General features: G+C 40.8%; 20 protein-coding genes and 1 other annotated feature. Of the genes, 8 read left to right on the top strand and 12 right to left on the bottom strand.

The genetic code is table 11. The features are described 5' to 3' along the window. Positions 1-234 precede the first annotated feature (234 nt). Positions 235-1,368: a bifunctional chorismate mutase/prephenate dehydrogenase gene (tyrA, locus tag L641_RS0119155; protein WP_024602820.1), complete on the top strand. Its 1,134-nt coding sequence runs from the start codon at positions 235-237 to the stop codon at positions 1,366-1,368. 62 nt (positions 1,369-1,430) lie between these two features. On the opposite strand, the gene L641_RS0119150 is transcribed toward tyrA, so the two are convergent. After that, on the bottom strand, positions 1,431-2,588 hold the full coding sequence (locus tag L641_RS0119150) for a chorismate mutase (RefSeq protein WP_013464497.1): 1,158 nt from the start codon (positions 2,586-2,588) through the stop codon (positions 1,431-1,433). A gap of 44 nt (positions 2,589-2,632) precedes the next feature. Beyond that, positions 2,633-2,755, bottom strand: a sequence feature (Phe leader region). A 189-nt stretch (positions 2,756-2,944) separates the two neighbouring features. On the opposite strand from L641_RS0119150, the gene L641_RS0119145 reads away from it, so the two are divergent. Then, positions 2,945-5,947, top strand: a complete 3,003-nt coding sequence (locus L641_RS0119145) for an EAL domain-containing protein (RefSeq protein ID WP_024602819.1) — start codon at positions 2,945-2,947, stop codon at positions 5,945-5,947. A gap of 15 nt (positions 5,948-5,962) precedes the next feature. On the opposite strand, the gene L641_RS0119140 is transcribed toward L641_RS0119145, so the two are convergent. Next, positions 5,963-6,292, bottom strand: coding sequence for a translation initiation factor (locus L641_RS0119140; protein ID WP_008464752.1), 330 nt, complete (start codon positions 6,290-6,292; stop codon positions 5,963-5,965). Between the two features lie 247 nt (positions 6,293-6,539). Between L641_RS0119140 and L641_RS0119135 the strand changes: the two genes are divergently transcribed. Together L641_RS0119135 and L641_RS0119130 are read left to right on the top strand one after the other, a co-directional pair. After that, a complete protein-coding gene (locus L641_RS0119135) occupies positions 6,540-7,199 on the top strand; it encodes a GAF domain-containing protein (RefSeq protein ID WP_024602818.1) in 660 nt (219 codons plus the stop codon). Positions 7,200-7,277: 78 nt separating this feature from the next. Continuing rightward, a complete protein-coding gene (locus L641_RS0119130; protein WP_008464755.1) occupies positions 7,278-8,468 on the top strand; it encodes an amino acid aminotransferase in 1,191 nt (396 codons plus the stop codon). Between the two features lie 152 nt (positions 8,469-8,620). Here L641_RS0119130 and L641_RS0119125 read toward each other — a convergent pair whose 3' ends face one another. From L641_RS0119125 to L641_RS0119090, 8 genes are read right to left on the bottom strand one after another with little or no spacing between them, the layout of a single operon-like run. Then, positions 8,621-9,373 carry a DUF3379 family protein gene (locus L641_RS0119125; protein WP_024602817.1) on the bottom strand — a complete coding sequence of 251 codons (753 nt, stop codon included), beginning with the start codon at positions 9,371-9,373 and terminating at the stop codon, positions 8,621-8,623. Then, complete coding sequence (locus L641_RS0119120) at positions 9,373-9,930, bottom strand: sigma-70 family RNA polymerase sigma factor (RefSeq protein WP_013464502.1); 558 nt, start codon at positions 9,928-9,930, stop codon at positions 9,373-9,375. The genes L641_RS0119125 and L641_RS0119120 overlap by 1 nt, the downstream gene beginning before the upstream one ends. A gap of 54 nt (positions 9,931-9,984) precedes the next feature. Continuing rightward, positions 9,985-11,631: a BatD family protein gene (locus L641_RS0119115; protein ID WP_024602815.1), complete on the bottom strand. Its 1,647-nt coding sequence runs from the start codon at positions 11,629-11,631 to the stop codon at positions 9,985-9,987. After that, positions 11,625-13,520 carry a VWA domain-containing protein gene (locus L641_RS0119110; protein WP_024602814.1) on the bottom strand — a complete coding sequence of 632 codons (1,896 nt, stop codon included), beginning with the start codon at positions 13,518-13,520 and terminating at the stop codon, positions 11,625-11,627. The genes L641_RS0119115 and L641_RS0119110 overlap by 7 nt, the downstream gene beginning before the upstream one ends. Then, the gene (locus L641_RS0119105) at positions 13,520-14,503 is read right to left on the bottom strand and encodes a VWA domain-containing protein (RefSeq protein WP_024602813.1); all 984 of its coding nucleotides are present in this window, start codon (positions 14,501-14,503) and stop codon (positions 13,520-13,522) included. The genes L641_RS0119110 and L641_RS0119105 overlap by 1 nt, the downstream gene beginning before the upstream one ends. Continuing rightward, on the bottom strand, positions 14,496-14,930 hold the full coding sequence (locus L641_RS0119100) for a DUF4381 domain-containing protein (protein ID WP_013464506.1): 435 nt from the start codon (positions 14,928-14,930) through the stop codon (positions 14,496-14,498). The genes L641_RS0119105 and L641_RS0119100 overlap by 8 nt, the downstream gene beginning before the upstream one ends. A 3-nt stretch (positions 14,931-14,933) precedes the next feature. Further along, positions 14,934-15,878 (bottom strand): DUF58 domain-containing protein, encoded by a 945-nt coding sequence (locus tag L641_RS0119095; RefSeq protein ID WP_024602812.1) that lies wholly within the window; start codon positions 15,876-15,878, stop codon positions 14,934-14,936. Between the two features lie 3 nt (positions 15,879-15,881). Next, positions 15,882-16,838: a MoxR family ATPase gene (locus tag L641_RS0119090; RefSeq protein ID WP_013464508.1), complete on the bottom strand. Its 957-nt coding sequence runs from the start codon at positions 16,836-16,838 to the stop codon at positions 15,882-15,884. Positions 16,839-17,168: 330 nt separating this feature from the next. On the opposite strand from L641_RS0119090, the gene fadI reads away from it, so the two are divergent. Together fadI and fadJ are read left to right on the top strand one after the other, a co-directional pair. After that, the gene (fadI, locus tag L641_RS0119085; RefSeq protein ID WP_013464510.1) at positions 17,169-18,479 is read left to right on the top strand and encodes an acetyl-CoA C-acyltransferase FadI; all 1,311 of its coding nucleotides are present in this window, start codon (positions 17,169-17,171) and stop codon (positions 18,477-18,479) included. Continuing rightward, on the top strand, positions 18,479-20,671 hold the full coding sequence (gene fadJ, locus L641_RS0119080) for a fatty acid oxidation complex subunit alpha FadJ (RefSeq protein ID WP_024602811.1): 2,193 nt from the start codon (positions 18,479-18,481) through the stop codon (positions 20,669-20,671). Before fadI ends, fadJ begins: the two co-directional genes overlap by 1 nt. Before the next feature lie 110 nt (positions 20,672-20,781). Here the strand turns inward: fadJ and L641_RS0119075 are convergent, their stop codons facing one another. Continuing rightward, positions 20,782-21,168 (bottom strand): MmcQ/YjbR family DNA-binding protein, encoded by a 387-nt coding sequence (locus L641_RS0119075; RefSeq protein ID WP_013464512.1) that lies wholly within the window; start codon positions 21,166-21,168, stop codon positions 20,782-20,784. Positions 21,169-21,361: 193 nt separating this feature from the next. Between L641_RS0119075 and yeiP the strand changes: the two genes are divergently transcribed. Continuing rightward, a complete protein-coding gene (yeiP, locus tag L641_RS0119070; RefSeq protein ID WP_024602810.1) occupies positions 21,362-21,934 on the top strand; it encodes an elongation factor P-like protein YeiP in 573 nt (190 codons plus the stop codon). A gap of 174 nt (positions 21,935-22,108) precedes the next feature. Further along, the gene (locus L641_RS0119065; protein WP_024602809.1) at positions 22,109-22,303 is read left to right on the top strand and encodes a hypothetical protein; all 195 of its coding nucleotides are present in this window, start codon (positions 22,109-22,111) and stop codon (positions 22,301-22,303) included. Here L641_RS0119065 and L641_RS0119060 read toward each other — a convergent pair. After that, the gene (locus tag L641_RS0119060; protein WP_024602808.1) at positions 22,300-24,540 is read right to left on the bottom strand and encodes an EAL domain-containing protein; all 2,241 of its coding nucleotides are present in this window, start codon (positions 24,538-24,540) and stop codon (positions 22,300-22,302) included. The genes L641_RS0119065 and L641_RS0119060 overlap by 4 nt on opposite strands. Positions 24,541-24,572: the final 32 nt, after the last annotated feature.

Genomic DNA, 24,572 nt, shown 5'->3' with positions numbered 1-24,572 from the left:
GTTTAAACTCGGCATAGGCTTACATTTTTATATGCTTTTTAATTCACTTTACGCAAGCTGTGTTCTATTCATTTAATTATCCTACCTTGGTCGCAGTTGAGTGACTCATACTGATCTTTTCACTAATTAGCCTTTTAACCCCTAACGTATCCTGTTAGTATTTATCGTATTGATTAGTTTACTTTTTTGTAAGTATTTATTTACGATTTTGCTTTTTTTGGATGGAATGAGAACGTGGCAGAGATAAGTGATTTAGCGCAGCTAAGAAAAGGTATAGATGAATGCGATGCGCAACTGGTTGCCTTACTTGCAAAGCGCAATGGTATTACTCAACAAATTGGCGCAATAAAACAACAAACTGGCGCGCCACTACATGCACCCGATAGAGAAGCTGATTTATTAGCTGCACGACGCCAAGAGGCAATTAATCAAGGTGTAAACCCTGATTTAGTCGAAGACATTCTCAGGCGCATGATGCGTGAAGCTTATCAAAATCAACAGGCCAAATTAGCTTGTGCCGACTCACAACTATCTCCGATTGTCATTGTTGGTGGTGAAGGGGCAATGGGGCAGCTATTTGCAAAACAATTTCAGCGCTCGGGTTACGAAGTTAAAGTTTTAGATAAAGCCCAGCAATCACAGGCAGCAGAGATTTTAAAAGGCGCAAAACTGGTGATGATCAGTGTGCCAATTAATGCCCTCGAAACGGTTGTTAACGCGTTACCTAAACTCGATGATGATTGTTTGCTGGTTGATATTACATCGGTTAAACAAGCGCCGTTAAATGTGCTCAAAAAAGTTCACAATGGCGCTGTTGTTGGCTTACACCCCATGTTTGGTCCTGATATTTCTCATTGGGTGAAACAAACCGTGGTGGTATGTGAAGGGCGTAATCCTGAAATGGCACAAGGTTTATTAAAGCAGCTACAAATTTGGGGCTGTCAGTTAGTAGAACTTGATGCTAAAAAACACGATGAAGCGATGCAAATCATTCAGGTTATGCGCCATTTAACCACCTTTGTGTACGGTCAGTTTTTAGCAAAACAAGGACATACACTGGCAGAGCTGCGTAGTTGCTCATCACCTATTTATCAGTTAGAGCTGATGATGGTCGGTCGTCTCTTTGCGCAATCGCCAGAGTTGTATACTGATATTATGCTGGCGCAATTTGATAATGTAGAAAGCTTATTAGCGCAGTATCAGTGTTTGTTCTCAGAGACGCTTAAAAAGTTAAAAGCAGGGGATAAGCCAGCCTTAATCGATGCCTTTGCTGATGCAAAAGCCTACTTTTCTGACTCCACAGCGCACTTTTTGACACAAAGTCGCAGTTTATTAAATAAAGCGAACGACGCCAAAGTACTCGATTAAACGTGACAGATTAATTAAAACTAAAAAAGGGCCCGCAGGCCCTTTTTTAATGTTGCTTTAGACTAGCTTTGTACGCTCACTGCTTGCAGTGATTCGCTTTGATAACAGCCTAATACGCGTACGTACTGGGTATGCTCTTTAAGCTCTTCTAACGCATGTTTCACTTGGCTATCAGCAAGGTTCGCTTCTAAATCCACATAGAATACTTCTTCCCATGGATTTCCTGGTACAGGACGAGACTCTAATTTTACTAGATTTATATTATGCTGTTTAAAAATCATCAGTGCATCGGCGAGTGAGCCTGCTTGCTGCTTAGTTGCCATAATTAAACTGGTTTTAGTGGGGATTTGTTTAGATACATGTAGCGGTTTACGTGCAACCACAATGAAGCGACTATGGTTTTCTTTTTGATTAGCAAGATTGGCCTTAATGACTTCAAGCCCTACATTTTTACCTGCTTGTGCAGAGCCAATAGCCGCACTGTTAGGTGTTTCAAGTGCTGATTTTAATGCACTCGATGTTGAATCGCAGGTTTCATGTTGCAAATCGCCAAGCCCTTGTAAAAAACGGCTACATTGAGCAAACGGTTGCGGGTGAGCAAACACTTTGGTTAATTGGTTAAGTTCTGTGTCTGGGGCGGCTAATAAACAATGCTCTACGCTGTGAGTGACTTCGCCGACAATAGAGACTTGCGCGTGCTGGAGTAAATCAAACACTTCATTAATACTGCCTGAGCTAGTATTTTCAATCGGTAACAAGCCAAAGTCGGCTTGGCCATTTTCTACTTTACCGGTGATCTCATCAAAAGAACTACAGCCAATTTCAATTAATTTGCCTGGTCGGCGACTAAAGTACTTATGACACGCAAGTTGACTGTAAGATCCTTGTCCGCCTAAATAGGTTACCCGATGGGTTTCACTTAGCGCATCAGGGTTGAGGTTTTTTTGCAGCATAGCTTGTTGATGTAATACTGAGTCTTCTAATATGGTTTGAAAAACATTATTTACATAGTAGGCATCTAAACCAAGAGATTTACCATAGCCGATTAATTTTTCGAGTAATGCTAATTCACGTGCTTCATCACGAATTGGTTTATTATTCGCTATCTTATATTCAACAACACCATGGCTAATACGGCGTCGCTTCGCTAATAACACAAGTAGGTCAGAATCGATTTCATTTATATCGTGCCTAAGCGTGTCTAAAACATCATTGCTCATTTGGTTTTCCTCATTCCAAAAATGTCACTGTATTTAACAGCGTAAACAAAAAAGCCTCCCAGTTGGGAGGCTTTACTATTCGATTGATTTTATCTCACAAACAGGGAAGCCTCTTCTATATAAAGAAGCTAAAAAAAGATAAGAAAGTAAGTGAGTATTTTATATTCATGCCCTTAATGTATGAAGAGTAACCTCTAATGTCAACAAGCACTTATATTAAATAGGTTTTTTACCTGATATATATACAAAACATATTGTTTTTTAAAAACTTTACAAATAATTTATAATTCTGATTTGAGATCTGGTATATTTCTACTACTCGTAAAAATAATAATTATAAATAAGGTTGGCCTTTTGTGTATCGACGCCCTCCATCTCGATTTGGAATAAACTCACTCAGTGTCAAGTTATCACTGTTGATCTCTGGCATTTGTTTAGTTGCAGGTATTTGTGCGGCTGCTTTAATGCTCAAATCAGAAGAGAAACAGCTTGTATTTGAAGAGCATGAGGTATTAAAGCAATCAAATGAATTATTAATAAACCAGTTTAATAATTTGATAGCGACCAAAGTTAAAATAGCTGAGCAAGCTAATATTGTTGTTAGCGAGCAGTTATTTGAGGGGCAATTATCATTTAAGAATAACAATGCCCCGACTATGCAAGTCACCAATGATGGTTCAGTGCGCAGCGCATCTGCCGATGGCTTATCTGCGGCGTTCATTCCCGAAAATGCTTATTCTCCTTTTTATAAACAGTTAATTGCAGATTCTGAATCGCTTTGGAAAGTGATTTCCCCCACGTTAATTCAAGATTTTTATAATTTTTACCTGATCACCAAAGATAATTTTATCCGTGTTGCGCCACCAAATTGGGCACTTAATGTCCCCGGAGATTACACATTTAATCAAAGCAAAAGTTTTAATTACGCAAAATCGTTAACAAACCCACAACGCGAGCCGCTGTGGTCACGAGTGTATTACGATGGCGTTTGGAATAAGTGGGTCGTTAGTTTAATTGTACCTATTTATAAAAATGATGAGTTTTTAGGAGTTACGGGTAGTAATATTTCTCTCGACTCTCTCATATCGCAATTGCCCGTCGGCGGAAAAGAAAAACATTTAGTGGTGTTCGATAAGCAAGGGCAGCTATTGGCGCACCCTAATTTAGGAGCCGATAGTTATACACAATACGGAGAGGCGGGAAAAAAGTTGCTACCTGGCGATTTTATTTCTCCTGAGCTAAAGCGAGTTATTGATAATGCAGGGCAAATACAATTGCCGGAATATGCCGACTCGTTTTCATTAAATGGTGAAGACTACATTATAAATATCCATAAAGTTGAAGGTGTAAATTGGTACGTGGGCGTATATAAAAAGCGCTCTTCTACACTATCGGCACTGAAAGACTTAAAACTGAAGTTTTTTGGCTTGTTTATTCTGTATGCCATTTTAGTTGCTTTGTTATTACATCAAGCACTTTATCAACTAGTTTTAAGACGCCTGCATTCATTGGTTTATGCGGTTACTAACTTTGGTAAAGGCCAGTTAGAAATTGATTTTCCAAAAGAAAATAAAGATGAAATTGGCACGCTTAATGGTTCATTCAAAGATATGACCATTGAAATCCGCAAACTCATCGATGGCTTAAACCAGCGCATAATAGAAAAAGAAATTGCAGAAAAGGCTGCAAATCGCTTGTCTAAAGCGGTTGCCTTCTCGGGCACGGGTGTGGTGATCACTGATGAAAACTTTGTGATTGAATATGTTAATCCAAAAATGCTGGAAATGACCGACTTTGCAGAAAGTGATTTCCTGCGCCAGCCACTTCTGACTATTATTGCTAATGAAATGACCATGCTGGTAGAGGACATTGACATTGATTTGCGCAACCGTAATTACTGGCGAGGGGATACCCTTATTGAAGCGCAAAACAAGCCACCCATATGGGTATCGCTGAGTGTGTCACCTATTCGTGAAGATGGTGGAAAAATCACCAGTTACGTTGCTTCAGCGCAAGATATTTCATTTGTAAAAGAAAGCCAACGCAAAATGGAACAGCTCGCTTACTTCGACACATTAACTGGGCTTGCTAATCGTACATTCTTTAGAATGCAGCTTAGAAAGTCGATGGCGCTTGCTGAAAGAGGGCGTTACTCGTTTGCTTTATTTTATTTTGATTTGGATGAATTTAAGCGTATTAACGATACTTTAGGTCACGATGCAGGCGATCAACTATTGGTTGAAGTGGCAACGCGCTTAAAGCAGCGCTTACGAGCAGAAGATACTATAGCCCGTTTAGGCGGTGATGAGTTTGCGGTATTACTCAGTGGTATTGAGCATCAAAAAGAAGCATCGGAAGTCGCTGACACCATTCAAAAAACGTTAAATCAGCCAATAAAATTAGGTAGTAACGAAGTGATTGTTAGTGCCAGTATTGGTATTACCTTGGCGCCATTTGATAGCTTAGAAGAAGATCAGTTATTAAAACATGCTGATTTAGCCATGTATGAAGCAAAAGCGAAAGGGCGTAATACGTTCCACTTTTATAGCCAAGATCTAAATGCAGCCGCCAATGAGCGATTATTCCTTGAAAATGAGTTGCGCCATGCAATTAAAGAAAAACAACTCACACTGCATTATCAGCCACAAGTTGATTGTCGCGATAATAGTGTAGTGGGATATGAAGCATTGCTTCGCTGGTTCCATCCTACGCAGGGATTCATTCCACCTACTAAATTTATTCCTATTGCTGAGGCAACGGGTTTAATTGTGGAACTTGGTAAGTGGGTATTACAACAAGCGTGTGAGTTTACTAAACGACTAGAGCAACAAGGTAGAGCGAGCAACATGTCGATAAACCTGTCAGCAAGGCAGTTTAAAGACGCAAGCTTAGTACCTATGCTGAAAAAAATAATCATAGAGACGCAAATTAATGCTAAAAGCCTGCACCTTGAACTGACTGAGAGCATGCTAATGGGTAATGTTGAGGCGGCTATTGATCAGCTACATCAATTGAAAAAGCTGGGTATTTCAATTTCTATTGACGATTTTGGTACGGGCTATTCTTCGTTGAGTTACCTTAAACGTTTTCCTGTCGATATTCTTAAAATTGACCGCTCGTTTGTTAAAGATATCCCTGAAGATGATAATGATATGGAGATCACCGCTGCGATTATTGCGATGGCACAAAAGCTCAAGCTTGATGTGGTTGCTGAAGGGGTTGAAACAATAGAGCAAGTTGAATTTTTACAAAATAATAATTGTTTTATTGTGCAAGGCTATTACTTTAGTAAGCCCGTTGCCGAAGCCGATATCCCTGTGTTGTTTGATCAATTAGCTGCGTTAAAAGTCCCTGAATAGAACAAAAATTGCGGGTTAACCACCCGCAATTTTTACCTTAAACTTTAATCCTTCTAAAATCGCCTTTAACTTATCGCGATCATCACCTTGTACTTCAATAACTCCTTCTTTTACTGCGCCACCTTGGCCCATCTTACTTTTTATTGTTTTTGCTAACTTTTTTAAATCGTGCTGTTGGGGATCTAATCCTACAACTAGCATTACGCCTTTACCTTTTCGACCTTTGGTTTGACGCTCTATGCGAATAGACCCGTCTTTAAATAGTTTTACATCCAGTTCTTTTTCTGGCTTTGGCTGGTCAATTCGCCCTGTTGCTGTTGAATACACTAAGTGATTATCACTCATAATTAACCTATCTAAGATTGAATCTAATATTGGGCTAAATAATAACAAATTTGTGATGCAAAGGCGTAATTTTTGCGCCTAAGCTGAACACCTTTTAATCCCGCAAAGATAAACATCCTCTGTTTAAGTACCGCAATAGTGCTTATGAATAAAAGTGCTTAAGGATTTTAAAAAGCGCTTTAAATTGGCTAGCGCTATAAAAATATCCATGCTACTATTTCGGCATTGTAGATGTATAGATGGCCAAATGATAAATTCTTATTTAGAGCAAGCTCAGCTTAATGTAGAGCAACAGTTAATTAATGCTGAGCTAGAAAAGCTTGAGCAGTACTTAAATAGCAATGCTGCACCGGCCGTGCGTTGGCAGTATCAAATTCCAGAACTCGGTGAAGGTGGCGCATGTAGTTTATTCGGCTACTTGCAAGATGAGCCGTTTAATTTAAACGATTACGTTAGCCAAAATACGCAAATAACGGCAAAGTTAGCGCAACTTCAGTTGATTGTTGACTATGTAATCGAAAACACCCAGTTAGATTGGTATGGCATCTATCAAAATACGGCCACCCCTGAAGGCGAGCAGTTATTAAAGCTCGCTTATTTTGGTGCACCGAGTCGCCCTTTATTTCCGCTCACCGCTGAATTTGCAACCGGCAGTAATAATGTGCAAGTGGCACTCAGTGGTAAAGGACGTGTCATTAATAATGTTGAGCAATATTTAGCCGCGGGTGGTGAGTATTACACCTGCGATCCGAAAGTAAAAGCAGAGGCCTGTTTACCACTATTTAATGCGCAAAAGCAGTGCATTGGCATTGTCGATGGCGAAGCCTTTAGCACGGATTTTTTTGATAATGCGACACTCGCGTTATTAATTGCATGCTGTATTAAAATTCCTCACTTTTTAGTGTAAATAACACTGGTCAATCGAGTGAGTTTTTATGTTAAGCTTAGCGCAACAGCTAACCCCTAAATAACGAAGAGATAGTCAATGTTCTCAGTATTAAAACCATTACCAACAGACCCTATTCTTGGCCTTATGGCGGCCTATAAGCAAGATACTAACCCTAATAAGATTGACTTAGGGGTTGGTGTATATAAAGACGAGCAGGGGAATACCCCGGTATTAAAGTCAGTAAAAAAAGCAGAAGCGTTTCGTTTAGAAAATGAAATGAGCAAATCTTACATTGGTCTTGCTGGTAACTTAGATTACTGTCAACAAATGGAAAATCTTCTTCTTGGTGAGCACCCGGCATTATTAGCTAATCGCGTACGCACAGCACAAGCACCTGGTGGTACAGGCGCACTTCGTGTTGCAGCAGAATTTATTGTACGTTGTAACCCAGGCGCTACTGTATGGGTTACTAACCCAACGTGGGCTAACCACATTAGCTTATTTGAAGCTGCAGGCTTAACTGTTAAAGAATACCCATACTACGACTACGAAAACAAAGATTTATTGTTTGATGAAATGGTTGAAACATTAACACAGGTGCCTAAGGGCGATGTTGTGTTATTACATGCATGTTGTCACAACCCAAGTGGTATGGATTTAAACGAAACACAATGGAATACTATTGCTGAACTTGCAAAAGATGTGGGCTTTACGCCATTGATTGATATTGCATACCAAGGTTTTGGTTCTTCTTTAGAAGAAGATGCGAATGGTTTACGTATTTTAGCTAATGCGGTTGAAGAGTTGATCATTTGTTCATCATGTTCTAAAAACTTTGGCTTATACCGTGAGCGTATTGGTGCGTGTTCAATTATTGCAAAAGACAGTGCAACCGCTGATATTTCAAACTCGGTGTTATTAAGTGTGGTACGTAGCATTTATTCTATGCCGCCAGCGCACGGTGCAGACATTGTAAACACCATTTTAAGCAGCACAGAATTAACGCAGCTATGGCACAGTGAACTTGATGAAATGCGTAACCGTATTAATGGTTTACGTAGTTTAATTAAAGACAGCCTTGCAGCCAAAGATATTGCTCAAGACTTCTCATTTATAGACCGCCAACACGGTATGTTCTCTTTCTTAGGTATTAATAAAGAGCAAATCGAGCGTCTACAAAAAGACTATGGTATTTATATTGTGGGCTCTAGCCGTGTAAATGTAGCGGGTATTAGTCAAGCAAACATCGATTACTTTGCTAACGCTGTTGCTGATGTATGTAAGTAACCAATAATAAGCTTTAGCTTATTAGCAATAAAAAAAACCGCACACTCGTTGCGGTTTTTTATTGTTTGTAATACCCATTCCCTTATATCAATCTGCTTAGATATAGGGGAGTTTAATATGTTAAATTGTTCAAATATTTATACAAATTGGTATTACAGCCAGCGAATAGCGCCTGCAATACGTTCATTATACATATCAACCGGTGAGCCTAGGCTTGCTATTAGTACAGTATCAGCTTGTTTTCCTCGGCTTATATGGCCTACGTAGCGAGAGTCACTAAAGTCACCCGAGCCAATTTCAAAGACTTTGTTATCACTGGGGACAATAAACACGGTCATAGGGCCAAAGTCCGATTCAAACACTAAATGGATGCCTTTCTCGCCTTGAAAATCGCAAAAGTTAACATAAGTAACTTTCCCAGGTAAATCATTAAGTTGACCGCCAAGTAAAGCCAGCTTTTCATTGACTGTTTGTAAGCTGATCGGTTGAGTTTTATTTAACGCGTTAAGTTCATGATAAACATGCGCCAATGCATGCTCGCCAGCCGCATGATTCAAGTTTTGCTCTGTGCTAAACATAAACGCACTTACCGCAATCACAAATGAAGCAGCGAACGCCAAATATACGCGGTCAAACTTAAAGCGTGAGCGTGAATCAATAACGTTGTTTTTTTGTTCAAGCTCATCTTTTCTGGCTTTTTCTTTTAACGAGGTGTTTAAAATAATCCGTTCAGCAAGGTTGTCAGGCACAGGAATATCAAGCGCATCATTGAGTTGCTTATCAAATGTTTTGTTTTCATTTAAAAATTGTTGTCTATCGGGACTGCTGTTTGCAAATTCCAGTAGTTCTTTGTCTAGCTCGTTTGGCTGTGCAATCGTGCGGCGACGAAACTCAAGTTCATCCATTATTTTGATGCCCCTTTAAGTTGTTCATCATCACGGCTTAGTGCCTCTTTAAGTTGATTTTTTGCTCGAAATAAACGTGTCATAACCGTATTTTTGTTTAAATCGAGTATGTCTGCAATTTCATCCCCAGAGCAGCCCATAACCACTTGTAATAGTAGCGGCTCTTTGTATTCATCGGCCAACAACGAAATTTGCCGTTGAATAACGGTTTGCTCCATTTCATCATCTAAAGAATGACTGGTTTGATCCACTAGCGTGTCGTTATCTACATCACTGTAATCAAATTGCTTGCGCTCAAAGCGCCTCGCATTTTCGCGTCTTAAAATTGTTAGCAACCATGGCTTAGCTGCTTTTTGATCGAGTAACGAGTCAAGCGATCGCCAAGCACGTAAAAAGGTTTCTTGCACTAAGTCATCTGCAATATTCGGATCGTTACATAACCAGTAAGCGAAGCGATAGAGTTCCTTATGATAAACGTGAACCAGGGCTTCGTAGCGTTGTTGTTTTTCAGCCATATTTAGTAAGACCCGATCATTCGATTTTTTATTTCCAAACATAAGCACTTTTTAGTTAAAATTATTATAGGTCAAAAAAGCAAAATACAATTGAGATCAAGAATACAGCTCTTTTAACGCAGGTGATGAAGGCTTAGCTGTTTGCGATTGATGTGCCTTTAACATGCTAACTATAGCGTCTAAGTTGGCGCTAGCCGTTTGCTTACTGTACAACTGTGCTTGTAAATTGTTTACCTGCGCGGTGAACTCTGAGTTGTTTATCATAGCGCATAAATGGGATAGCGCCCCTACCTTTTTACCTGTAAGGGTTAGCGCATACTGATTAAGCGCATCGTAAAATGCTTTTTCGTCATGGCTTTTAGCTAATACCAGCAGGGCTTTTAAAGATGGTTGTTGATTTGTTTTATTAGTTGTTTGAGCCGCTTGTTGCACTTCTTTAGTTGGGCGTTTAATAAAGTAAAAAATCACCGTCGCAATCCATAAAACATAACCAAGTGCGGCCACAATAATTAGCCACAGTGGTGTGGCAGTTTGCTGTTGCACTGTAACTGCTTGCTCCGTTGACTCTGCCATAGTATTACTTAGATTGTTTTCAGCTGGCGGATTAAGCGTTTGCACTGGCGCTGTTGTACTGGGTGTTACTGTAATAGTGCGCTCAGGTAAGGTCGCGTAACTAATTCGATTCATTTTGGTGTTATACCAAGGCAAGCTAATTTCAGGCAATGTGTAAGTGCCAGGTGTTTGTGGCAATAGCGCAAATGAGGCGCTTTGCTGTGATACCACTCGACCATCACGTACCGCATTATTGGTTTCTTTTTCATCAGGGTAGCTGCGAATACCATTAATAGTAGGCATATCAATTTCGGGTAACTGCTCTTTAGTCACCCCTAGCGCGGTGAGCATAATTGTGCGTGTTATTGGCGTGCCGGCTTCAACGGTATTATCCTCTGGCTGCCATTGCTCGGTTAAGCTCACCAGTTCACTGGGTAACCAGTCTCCTTGATAGTTTTCAGGGATAGGTTTAATCTCAATTTGCTGCTCATCGCCAAGCGCTGACACTTCCAATTGACGATAGTTTTGCTGAATACGCCCTTGAAAAACGGGAGCTGCAATAGTGTAGGCGCCACTTTTTTGAGGCTGAATTAAATAATTACGGGTGATCACTAAATAACGTTTACCGTTAACCAGTTCATACTCTTCGCTTTGTTTACCTAGTTGGGTAAGTTGGGCATCTTCCATACTTGGCGCACTTAAGCTGCCATCAAGAAGCTCTTTAGCTAAGTAAAGCTTAATGGTGTAAACGCCAGCCTCTTGTACAAATAAGCTGTTGTTTGAGAGTGAGGTTTTTAAAAATATATCGTTATTTTTATCTGCGTCGCTGCTGCGCTCTTTAACCGATAAACTAATTGGTTGCGAGTTTAGCCCTGCAACACTAAAACTGGGAATGGTGTATTCACCCGCCTTGCGGGTCATTAGTTTAACAGACCAAGAGGTTTGTTTTTTTATACTGCCATTAATAATGTTAGTGCGGCTACTTAAGCTCATAGGGCCGACTACAAAATCTTTTAATAATGCTGAGGTGTCGGGTTGTTGCCCTTTTATTGAATCATCAATGCTAATATTAAGCATAAAAAATTCACCCGCTAATACTGGGTTTTTATCAACGCTTGCCTCTAAAGTGGTGGCGGCCATTAATGGCATGGCAGTTAATAGCAATAAACAGCAAAATAATCGCATTACCATGATTTTTCTACTCCTGTTGGACGACGTTGATATTGTCTTTTTTGGGCTTCTAATTGCATTTTGTTTCTTAATAAAATAGCGGGATCGTCGGGCACTTTTCTTAATAACTGATTTAGTTGCTGTGCTTTTTCTTTTTCTTCATTAGTGAGTTCAGCGGCTTGTGCCTGCATGGCTTGTTGCTGTGCCTGCTGTTTTTGCTCATCAGAGGGCGGTTGCTCACTCATTTCATTCGGTTGATTTTGCGGCTCATCTTGCTGCGGTGTATTCTCGTCTTTATTCTCATTTTGTTGGTTTTGTGACTGAGCTTGCATGTCAGGCTCATTTTGTTTGTCTGATTGCTCACCAGATTGGCCTTGTTGATCTTTTGATTGTTCCGAGGACTGATCCGATTGCTGTTGCTCACTATTTTGGCTGTCCTCTTCGCTTTTATCTGCGTTGTTTTTCTCGCCATTTTTTTGCTGATCTTGTTTTGATTTATCTGCATCATCTTGACTTTGCTTATCTTGATTTTGCGAATCATTGCCTTGCTGATTTTCTTGGTCTTGCTGTTGATTCAGTAACTGCTCAACAAGCGCTTGATTCTCAGCGGCTTCACTAAAGTTATCTTGCTTTACTTGCGCTTGTTTATACGCGTCAATGGCAGCCTCTAATTGTCCTGCTTTAGCCAAGGCGTTGCCATAGTTATAATAACCGGTTGCTGACTTATCTTGGCTAAACTCATTTAAGGCAGCATCAAATTGCCCTTGCTGATAAAGTGCAGCCCCTTTGAGAGCGCTTGAGCGAGCCTGGGCTGCTTGTTGATACTCTTTGTTGTTGTATGCCTCTAATGCCCGTTGATCCGTATTTTTAAACAGGGTTGGCAGCTCTGCGGCATGCGCATTTTGTTGAGGTAAAAAGCTAAGTAATAGTACTGCGCTAACTAATGCAGAACGTCTAAATAAATACAAAGCTAAAGGCAGTAAAATAAGCAAACCATAAATACCGGCGTCAATTCGCCATAAGGCTAAATTTGGTTTTTCACTTTTTAATACTTCACTGTTTGCTTGCGGTGAAAAAACGGCAATATCGCTATTGCTTGGCTGATAATCGGCAAACTGCCCACCACTATTTTTTGCAAGTCCTTCAAGTAATGATGCATTGAGGGTTGGCACCACAATTTGACCATAATTATCTTTTAAAAACCCGCCTTCAGGTAACTTTATAGGAGCTCCTTGCGCTGTGCCTACGCCGTAAATATTAAGTCGATATTGGCTACTGTTGGTAAAACGGCTTACATCGCTTTGCTGTTGTTGTTCAATACCATCGGTGATCAAAATAATATCGCCATCGAGGTAGCCGGCTTGGCTTAGTAGCTCTTGTGCCATATCTAAGCCAGCGAGTACGTTTGAGCCTTTATCTGGCATAATTTCAGGGCTTAAACTAGGAATAAGGTTGGCAAGAGTCTTAGCGTCGTTGGTCAGTGGTGAAATGGTATAGGCAGTGCCTGCGTAAGCCACTAACGCGGTATCGCCTTCTTTAAATAGCTCAACCATATCGAGGGCTTTAAAACGTGATTGCATTAATCGATTGGGAGCAATGTCGGTGCTATACATAGAGTAGGACATATCCATGACAATAACGCGGGCACTTTTACTTTGAAATACGGGTACTTGTTTCTCTTCAAAGCTTGGCCCTGCACTAAATATAATCGCTAAATTGCAAAATAACGCAACCAGCCACAGCGGCTGGCGAGCTTTATTGTTTGATTCACTCATTACAAATAGTGCCAAATGCGGCGCAATAAGTGGCGCTGACTGGGTTTTTTTATGTTTTAGTAAGGCGATAAAAAATAACCCTGAGGCAGGGAGTAACAGCCATAAAATAGCAGGACGAATAAATTCAAAATCCATTAGTTTGGCTCCTTCATTGCGCGCACCGTTTTTATCAATGCCATTGCACTTATGAGTAAAATGGCCAGTAATAACGGATAATAGAACAAGGCTGTTTTTGGGCGAAAGGTTTGCTCATCGGCACTAATTGGTTCAAGCTTATCAAGCTCAGCGTAAATCTGTTGCAGGCCAGCGACATCTTTTGCTCTAAAATACAGACCGCCTGTTTGCTCAGCAATTTTTTTCAATAAACCCTCATCTAGGTTACTGCCCCCAGAGCCCATATTAAATAAACTAAAGCCGCGCGGGTTATCTGAACCGACTCCGATGGTGTACACTTTTATACCTTCTTCACGGGCAAGTAACAGTGCATCTTCTGGGTTTAAATTTCCCGCGGTGTTTTGTCCATCTGTAAGCAACACCACAATACGGTTACTTTCTTTTTTACTGGCAAAGCGTTTTACCGATAAACCTAAAGCGTCACCAATCGCCGTGGCGCGTCCTACTAAACCAATTTGCGCCTCAGAGAGCATTTTACTGACGGTTTTCACATCACGCGTCAATGGGGTTTGTAAAAAAGCGGTATCACCAAACAATATAAGGCCGAGCCTGTCGCCTTGGCGCTGCTCTATAAAGTCACTTAGCACTGCTTTAACCATGGTTAAACGGTCAACATATTGGCCATTGTAAGCCATGTCTTGTTCGGTCATTGACCCTGACAAATCCACAGCGAGCATTATATCGCGGCCTTCGTTGGGTAGCGATATGGGCTCATCTAACCACGTTGGATTTGCTGATGCGGTCACTAATAATAACCACAGCAACCACTCGATAATATTCAATTTACGCGCACTTGGCTCTATGCTTTGATTGCTTAAATTATGTGATGCAAAACTTGGAATGCGCAGACGCGTGTTGGCATCATTGGCGGCGGGTTTTAATAGTAACAATATTAAAGGTAGCGGCAGTAATAAAAACAGCCATGGCCAGCTAAATTCAAACATGCAGCGGCTCCTTTAGTTTAAATTGTTTAATGGCTTGGCGAAATTTATCACTAAGTGCTGCCTGTGTTTGATTAGCGTTATATAGGCTTAAAATTTCTTCTTCTGTAAAGCCAATAGCTGAAAGTTGGTTTAATGTGTTGCACCAATGCGTTGTTGATTGCGCGGCCAAACGCGGATCGTAATAGGTGATCACTAAACGCTTTAAAATGACATGCAATTGCTGCGCTGACTGTTGTTGATTAGCTAATGCAATGGCATCACGTTTTGGCTTTTTAAAGCGATAATTTTTATAAATTATGACAATTAAGCTACACAATAAACACACAGCAATTGCAATAACAACCCACCAAGCAGGAGCGAGTGGCCACCAGTCGACTTGGGTGGGAGCAATAATATCGTGTAGACCATCAAGTGGAGAGGTTTGCATGATTTATTTTCTCACTAATTGCAGTTCCAGCGCAGTGGCTGCATCAAATGATAATAGGGTGAGTCCAGACTTTGTTAAGCGATTAATGCGTGCGCTAAATGCGTGCTCGGCATTTTTGGCAAATCGTTGTCTAAAGCTCTTGTCCATTAAGGGCAGGGCAAATTGCTGATTATTAGCACTGACGGTTACCGTTTGTTTAAAAGCAGGTAATTGATGTTCAAAGGGGTCGCTAATATGACACCCAATCAGTTCACAATGACGCGCTAAAAGTTCAAGTTGCTTAAAGCTGGCGTCATCCAAGGCGTTAAAATCAGACACGATATAAACCAAACTACCGGGCTTAGCTAAGTGATTTAAACGTTTGAGGTTATCGCTAAAATTATTCGCGGCCGGCTTATCAATGTTTTCAAGAGCCAGCTGATGCGCATCGCATAAATTATGGCATAGTTTTAATACCGCTTTTTCACGAGCGCTGGGTTTTAGCTCTAAATGCGAGTGCTGATTAAACACAATACCGCCAATTCTGTCGCCACGCTGACACGCTGACCACGCAACTAAGGCGCTAATATGTGCCGCTTGCACCGATTTTAACAGTAATTGCGAGCCAAATAGCATTGAGTTTGAAAAGTCAGTAAACACAAATACCGGGCGCTCTTTTTCCTCTTGAAAAAGTTTAGTGTGGGTTTCGCCTGTGCGTGCGGTAACGCGCCAATCAATAGAGCGTATATCGTCACCGTTTTGATAATGACGCACTTCGGCAAATTCCATACCCCGGCCTTTGTGGGGCGCAAGGTATTGCCCCGCCAAGGTGTTTTTTATTCTAACTTTAGGTGCCAGCTCAAGCAGTTGCGCTTTTGCTTTATAATACATCAGCTCTTTAAGCGATAAATTAACACCATGGCTATGGCTTAATTTAAGCCATGCCTGAGAATCAACGTGTGTTTGCATAACTTAAGGTACTGCGACTAGTTCAACAATACGGCTAATAACCTGATCTTTTGTAATACCATCGGCCTGTGCTTCGTAACTTAAAATAATACGATGGCGCAATACATTATGTACAACAGCTTGTATATCATCAGGTGATACAAAATCACGGCCACTTAGCCACGCATGAGCGCGGGCACACTTATCAAGAGCGATAGTAGCGCGAGGGCTTGCGCCGTATTCAATCCAGCGGCCAAGTTGCTCATCTAAGTTTGCGCCTTCTCGAGTAGCAATAATCAATTGAACTAAGTACTGCTCTAATGGCTCGGCCAAATACAGACCTAAAATTGCTTTTCGCGCAGCAAACAAATCGGGTTGTGAAATTTGCTCAAGCACTGGGGCTTCATCATTAAGTGCTTCACCACGGGTCAAACGTAAAATATCAAGCTCATGCTCAGCACCTGGGTAATTAATACTTAGGTGCATTAAAAAACGGTCTAATTGCGCTTCTGGTAGCGGGTAAGTACCTTCTTGCTCAAGCGGATTTTGTGTTGCCATCACTAAAAACAGGTCACTGAGTGGATAGGTGTTTTTGCCCACCGTGACTTGGCGCTCGGCCATTGCTTCTAATAATGCCGATTGTACTTTTGCTGGTGCTCGGTTTATTTCGTCCGCTAAAATAAGGTTATGAAATAAAGGGCCTTTTTCAAACACAAACTCACTGGTTTGTTGGCGATAAATATCGGTGCCGGTCACATCGGCTGGTAATAAATCTGGGGTAAACTGAACACGCTGAAACGAGCCTTCAATACCTTTTGCTAAGGCATTAACAGCGCGTGTTTTTGCAAGCCCCGGTGGGCCTTCAACTAATAAATGACCATCGGCTAAAATAGCAATTAATAGTGCTTGAGTGAGCGCAGGCTGGCCAATAATTTGGGTGTCTAAATACGTTTTTAATTGTGAAAATGCGTTAGCTGCCATAATAAGTGGACTGTCCTCGTCAGCTTAAATAATACCTAAATTGGTTAGGTAACAAATACTGAGCTAGTTATAAGGTTTATAAGTGGATAACTCAAGAGTTAGACTGATTTTTTAAAAATAGTTCGTTATTTTTTAACGATTTTTTAGCCTAACATAAAACTTTGTAAAACCAGCTAAAAAAGCCTATTGTATTACCCTCATACAATGTATGTAGTGATTTACAATGGCGCTTTTGTATTAATTTACCTTTATCTATTGGCTTTATCACACGGGTTGTTTAGAATCGGAGAAAACATACAGGTCTGACCTGTCAGCGGGAGAGAATAATAAATGTCTGAGCAAAACATACTTAAAACACCAAAAGGCGACCGTATTGCCATCGTAAGCGGCTTACGTACTCCTTTTGCTAAGCAAGCGACTGCGTTCCACCATGTACCAGCGTTGGATATGGGTAAGTTAGTAGTTAATGAAATGCTTGAGCGATTAAATTTCGACAAGTCAGAAATCGATCAATTGGTTTTTGGGCAAGTAGTACAAATGCCAGAAGCGCCAAATATTGCGCGTGAAATTGTATTGGGTACTGGGATGCCAGTATCGGTTGATGCGTACTCTGTATCGCGTGCTTGTGCGACGAGTTTTCAAGCGATAGCAAACGTTGCCGAATCAATTATGGCAGGCTCTGTAAGCGTAGGTATTGCCGGTGGTGCCGATTCATCATCTGTATTGCCAATTGGTGTAAGTAAAAAATTAGCGGGTAGCTTAGTTGATTTAAACAAAGCACGTACGCTTGGTCAGCGTTTAAAAATATTCTCAAAACTACGTTTAAAAGATTTATTGCCAGTGCCGCCAGCGGTTGCTGAGTATTCAACGGGTTTATCAATGGGACAAACAGCCGAGCAAATGGCTAAAACCCATAACATTAGCCGTGAAGATCAAGATGCCTTAGCGCATCGTTCTCACTCACTGGCAACTCAAGCCTGGGCTGATGGCAAGCTTAAAGATGAAGTAATGACGGCTCATTTACCGCCTTATAAAAGCTTTATTGAAGAAGATAACAATATTCGTAAAAACTCAACGGTTGAAGGTTATGCCAAGCTTAAGCCGGTATTTGACCGTCAACACGGCTCAGTCACTGCTGCCAATGCAACCCCATTAACCGATGGCGCAGCCGCAGTGTTAATGATGAGCGAAAGCAAAGCAAAAGCATTGGGTTACGAAATTTTAGGCTACGTACGCAGTTTTGCGTTTTCAGCGATTGGCGTAGAAAAAGACATGCTAATGGGGCCGGCTCACTCAACGCCTATCGCACTTGATAGAGCAGGTATTACATTAGCCGATTTAGATCTAATTGAAATGCACGAAGCGTTTGCATCGCAAACCTTAGCGAATATGAAAATGTTTGCTTCAGATAAATTTGCACAAGAGCACTTAGGGCGTAATAAAGCCATAGGTGAAATTAACATGGATAAGTTTAACGTGAACGGCGGCTCGCTTGCATATGGTCATCCATTTGCGGCAACCGGCGCGCGTTTAATTACACAAAGTTTATACGAGCTTAAGCGTCGTGGCGGTGGTTTAGCGTTAACGACTGCCTGTGCTGCGGGTGGTTTAGGTGCAGCCTTTGTATTGGAGAGTGCGTAATGACAGATTCAGTATTTAATTTAACGGTTGATGATAACAAAATAGCCGTAGTGACCATTGATGTGCCGGGTGAAAAAATGAACACCCTGCGTGACAGCTTTGCTGATGATTTAAAAGCATTATTAGCACAAGCTAAAGAGCACGCAGTTAAAGGTATGGTATTTATTAGTGGTAAAAGCGATAACTTTATTGCTGGTGCCGATGTTAAAATGCTAGACAGCGTGCAAAAGCGTGAAGATGCATTAGCTATTAGCGAATTATGCCATCAAGCATTTTTTGATATGAAAAAGCTTCCGTACACCACAGTTAGTGCTATACATGGCGCAGCGCTTGGTGGCGGTTTAGAATTTGCTTTAGCCTGTGATTACCGCGTAGGTACAGATAGCGATTTAACTAAAATTGGTTTACCAGAAGTACAACTAGGTTTATTACCTGGCGGTGGTGGTACACAACGCTTAACTAAAATCGTGGGCATTCAAAAAGCCCTCGAGTGGATGCTAACCGGTAAACAAATTCGTCCTAAACAAGCTAAAAAAGCCGGTGTATTGGATGATTGTGTACCACAAAGCGTACTGTTAAAAGTGGCTAAAGAGTTTGCGGCGAAGAAAAAGCCACAAGCTAAAGAGCCTAAACTTGATAAGATCAGTAAGTTATTAGAATCAAACCCGTTTGGTCGTAACTTTATCTTTAAAAAAGCTAAAGAAAATGTTCTTAAAAAAACCGGTGGTCATTACCCTGCGCCGCTTGCAATTATTAAAGCGGTACGTGCAAGCGTAGAGCTTGATGAAATGAAAGCGTATAAAACCGAAGCAGAAGGTTTTGCCACATTGGTAATGAGTGATGAGTCTAAAGCGCTGCGCGGTATTTTCTTTGCAACCACTGAAATGAAAAAAGAATGGCGCAATGATGATGCTCCCGCGATTAGTAAAACTGCCGTGTTAGGTGGTGGCTTAATGGGCGCAGGTATTGCCCATGTGAGTGCGGTCAAAGCTAAATTGCCGGTCCGTATTAAAGATGTGGCAGAGCAGGGTATAAGTAATGCCATGAACTACACATACAAAATTTTAGATAAGCGTCTTAAACGCCGTATTATGTCTAAAGCCGATATGCAGTTAACGATGAACCGCATTACCGGCACTACCGATTACAGCGGTTTTAAACACATAGATTTAGTGATAGAAGCCGTATTTGAAGATTTAGAGCTTAAGCAAGGTATGGTTGCTGATGTAGAGCAGCATTGCCAAGCGAATACTATTTTCGCAAGTAATACTTCGTCATTACCTATTTCGCAAATTGCAGCTAAAGCAGCGCGTCCTGAAAATGTAATTGGTTTACATTATTTCTCACCAGTAGAGAAAATGCCACTGGTAGAAATTATTCCTCACGAAGGCACCTCAAAAGAAACGATTGCTCGTGTAGTTAACTTTGCGCGTAAGCAAGGTAAAACGCCAATTGTGGTAAAAGATATGGCTGGTTTTTATGTTAACCGTATTTTAGCGCCATACCTGAATGAGGCGGCAAACTTAATGCTTGCCGGTGAGCCAATTGAAAAAATTGACGCAGCCTTAGTTGAGTTTGGTTTTCCAGTAGGGCCGTTGGCACTGCTTGATGAAGTCGGTATTGATATTGGTTCTAAAATCGCGCCAATTCTTGAAAAAGAACTCGGTGAGCGTTTTAAAGGCCCAGATGCTTTCTCGCGCATGATTGATTCAAAACGCTTAGGCCGTAAAACGGGTCGTGGTTTTTATGAATACGACAAGAAAGGCAAAAAGGTTGATGAGTCAGTCTATGAGCTACTAGGTGTAACCCCAGCTCCACGTTTAAATAAAAACGAAATTGCTAAGCGTTGTATCTCACAAATGCTTAATGAGGCCGTTCGCTGTTTAGATGACGGTATTATTGCCTGCCCGCGTGATGGTGATATTGGTGCTATTTTTGGTATTGGTTTCCCACCGTTCTTAGGTGGCCCGTTTAGCTATATGGATAAATTAGGCGCAGGTAAAATAAGCTCCGATATGTCTACTCTGGCTAACAGCAACGCTATTTTTACACCTTGTGATACTTTACTTACAATGGCTGACAAGGGCGATAAGTTTTACACAACAGCCGCTAATAAAGCTGAAGTGCAGTTAGCGCAAGGTGATGATAAATCAACTGACACTCCAAATGAGACGACTGAACAGAAAGATTAATGTTTTAAGTTAACGTAAAAAAGCCGCAAATTATGCGGCTTTTTTGTGTTCGATAATCAACAATAATACTTAATCAATCGAATTGGTAAAAGTTGCGTCTGGACGCTTATTTACAGTAACGCTTCAATGGCCTTTTTATCTTTATCAGGCATGTTGTCGACTACCAAATTAAACGAGTTATCAATCATACGCTCAATTTCACCCTGTGGTACTGAGCCATCTAAAATCACGGTATTCCAAAGGCGTTTATTCATATGATAACCAGGAATAACGGCAGGGAAAATATCTCGTAATGATTGCGCCTCATCAGGATCGCACTTTAAGTTTAGCCACCAAATAGGTTCGCCATTTTCGTCGGTTTCACCCTCATTGCTAAGTGCAAGAGTGGCAAACATTTTATGATTTACTTTATACACATCAACATCTTTAGCAAAAGGCTGGGTTAGTTTAACTAACGGCTTGTTCATTAAATAGGTATGTACAGTTTGTTGGTTCATGAGCCATTCCTTGAGGTCATAATCGATAACTTAACCATAGCAGCTTTTTGCCACTAGATAACACGAGTTTAAGTCTAAATTACAGATTTATGAGTCAGTACGAAGTAAGAAGCTAATCATATCACTTTATTGTTGAACAAAATCAGTTTCGTGGTATGTTTCTCGCAATCAAAAAAACAATAGGAATTCACCCATGCCAAAGGCAAGTGATGTTAAAAAAGGGACGGCTATTGACTTTAATGGCCGTGTATTAGTAGTAAAAGATATCGTACGTTCTGTACCACAAGGTCGTGCCGGTGGTAGTTTATACCGTATGCGTTTATACGATGTGGTCACGGGTAGCAAAGTTGACGAAACATTTAAAGACAGCGATATGCTTAACCTTGCAGATTTAACCCGTCGTGAAGCCATGCTGTCGTACATTGATGGCGATGAGTATGTCTTTATGGATAATGAAGACTACACGCCTTACAACTTGGCTAAAGACGCCATAGCTGAAGAGATTCAGTTTGTTAACGAAGAGACCCAAGGCGTGCATGTTATTGTGATTGATGGTGCGCCAGTTGGGCTTGATCTTCCTTCAAGTGTTGAGCTTGTAGTTGAGGAAACCGACCCTTCAATTAAGGGGGCTTCAGCTAGCGCGCGTTCAAAGCCTGCTCGTTTATCAACCGGCTTAACTATTCAAGTGCCAGAGCATATCTCTACGGGCGATCGCATCCGTATTAATACTGCAGAGCATAAGTTTATGGGCCGTGCTGACAAGTAAGCCGCTATAAATCTATGATGATTAGCCGAGTATTTAAGTTGCTCGGCTTTTTTGTGTCTGATTTGCCCCTCAAATTGATTCAGCATTATTGCTGATTAGCAGCATGCGTTGCTTTAAATTTAGCCAATTTAACGCTATTATACGCGCCTTATTTTTGAGCTGGTTGAGGTGGTGGTGTTATTTATTTTGCTTAGCGGTGTATTTATAGCGCTTATGTATTTAGAAACCATTAAAAAGGGCATGCCTGTTAAACGCTGGTTATTTTTAGGTGGCGTGTTTGGTCCTGTTGCTTGGTGCTTGTTTAATATGCATTATCGACGTGCATTGATACGCAATATAGGTGTAAATGCGTGTCTATGGCGTGCTTAACTGGTCGCTCTAATTAAACTGAGTTTTGATTGGCTTTGTTGTTGTTTTAAAAACGCAGTAAATTCATCTTTTGAGAGTGGTTTAGAGTAGTAATAACCCTGCAGTGTTTCACAGTTTAGCTCTTCAAGTATGCTTATTTGCGACGCTTGCTCCACCCCTTCGGCAACTACATGCAAATCAAGGTTATGCGCAATAGTGACGATAGAGTCCACCATATTGCGGCCACGTTCAGTCTTCATATCATCGATAAAGGCTTTATCTACCTTAAGCGTATTGAGTGGAAACTGCTTTAAATACGCAAGTGATGAATAGCCGGTACCAAAGTCATCCATTGCTAAGTGAATTCCACGGGCACTTAAAGAGCGCATAATCGCAATGGCTTCTTGTGGATCGTCCATTACGGTGCCTTCAGTTATCTCAAGCTCTAAAAAGTACGAAGGCAGTTCATTTTTTTGTAAAATCACATCTATGCGCGAGGTTAGATCGGGTAGGCTAAATTGTTTTGCTGATAAGTTAACAGCAACACGGGCATTAAATAAGCCTGCATCTAACCACTGTTTTACATCGCGACAAGCTTTGTTTAAAACTACCTCACCAATTTCAATAATTTGCCCTGTTTCTTCGGCAATTGGAATAAATACCCCTGGGCTAATAACCCCCTTTTTCGGGGTAATAAAACGCACCAACGCTTCCATTCCAGCAAGCTTACCAGTACGAATATTCATTTTAGGCTGGTAATACACCTCAAAATGATCTTCTTTTAAGCCAAAGCGCATTAGGTTTTCTATTTGCAGTCGTTTTACTGCTTGGCGGTTCATGGTGTCATTAAAGAACAGGTAGCTATTGCCTTTCTTTTTAGCATGATACATCGCAGTATCGGCGTTCTTTAATAGTATTTCGGGGGTGTTACCATCTTCGGGGAACAACACTATACCAACGCTCGAGGTGATAGCAAGTTCATGACCTGCCATTTTAAATGGTGTAGCTATGGCCGCCAAAAACTGTTTAGCCATGCGAGTGATAGTGAGAATATCGTTGGTGTTTGACATAACTAGTGCAAATTCATCGCCGCCAAGGCGATAAAATACGTCATTTTCACGGGTGAGCTTATTTAAACGCATAGCAAGCTTTGCCAGTAAACTATCACCTAATTGATGGCCTAATGAGTCGTTTATCTTTTTAAAGTTATCTAAATCAAATACGAGTAATGCATGATGAGAATGCTGCTTTGCAAGTTTTTGTAAGTCAGAAAAAAACAAATTACGGTTGGGTAAGCTGGTGGTGCGATCTCGGTTTGATAAATTATTCAGTTCAGATTCGGTCTTTTTACGTTCGGTTAAATCTGAATACACCACCACATAATTGGTTATTTGATTTTGCGCGTTTTTAATTTCGTCTATTGAGATTTCAAATGGCAGCAGAGCATGATCGCTATTGCGAAGCTTTACTTCTTCTTGAATATGTTCGTGCTTTCTAACGGTATTTTTTATGGATTCTATATAGCTTTTGTCGTAACCGGCTAAATGAAACTCTTTCTTTAGGTATTGCTCGCGTACGCCGCCAAACAAAGTTAAAAAGCTGGGATTAATATCCACAAGCCTAAAGTCTTTATCATAAATGGCCAGCGCATCAGTGAGTGACTCAACACATTTTGCAAATAAATTAAGTCGATCTTCCGTTGATTTTAACTGCGAGATATCTCTGACTGTGCCAGTCATTCGCAGTGGGCTTAGGTTAGCGTCTTTTTCAATGATTTTTCCGCGGTCGAGCACCCAGTGCCATTTACCAAAGCTGTCTTTAATACGATAAGTTGCTTCAAAAAAAGTACTTTCTTCGGCAAAGTGTTTTTTTAGTAGGTAATCAACATGGGTTAAATCGCGGGGGTGGATCAAGCTTTTATTCGGTGGAAATTCTACTAGGTTATTACTATTCATCACGTATTTGTCATTGATACGAATAACTTTACCGGTTTTGATATTCCAATCCCATAGAGTATCACCACTGCCTTCTACGGTACTTTTTAATCGTTTTTCAGAAAGCTGTAATTGAGAGTGTGAACGCTTGAGTGAGTGAACAATCGTTAACAAATAAACCACAACTAACGACATTATTGCGCACACGCTCACGACCAGCGCATTTAAATTCAAGTTAAACGATGACTCGAATGCACTCGCTGAGTAGGCTGTGGCCAAAGAGGCCAAAAATAGAATGTATTTTATTATTTTTATTTTTTTCATTTATTTTTTCATTGTCTTACTTCTTATTAACA

Source organism: Pseudoalteromonas sp. TB41 (assembly GCF_000497975.1).
Classification (GTDB): Bacteria; Pseudomonadota; Gammaproteobacteria; order Enterobacterales; family Alteromonadaceae; genus Pseudoalteromonas; species Pseudoalteromonas tetraodonis.
The sequence above is the reverse complement of the archived record's forward strand: the minus strand, read 5'-3'. Positions and strand labels throughout refer to the sequence as shown.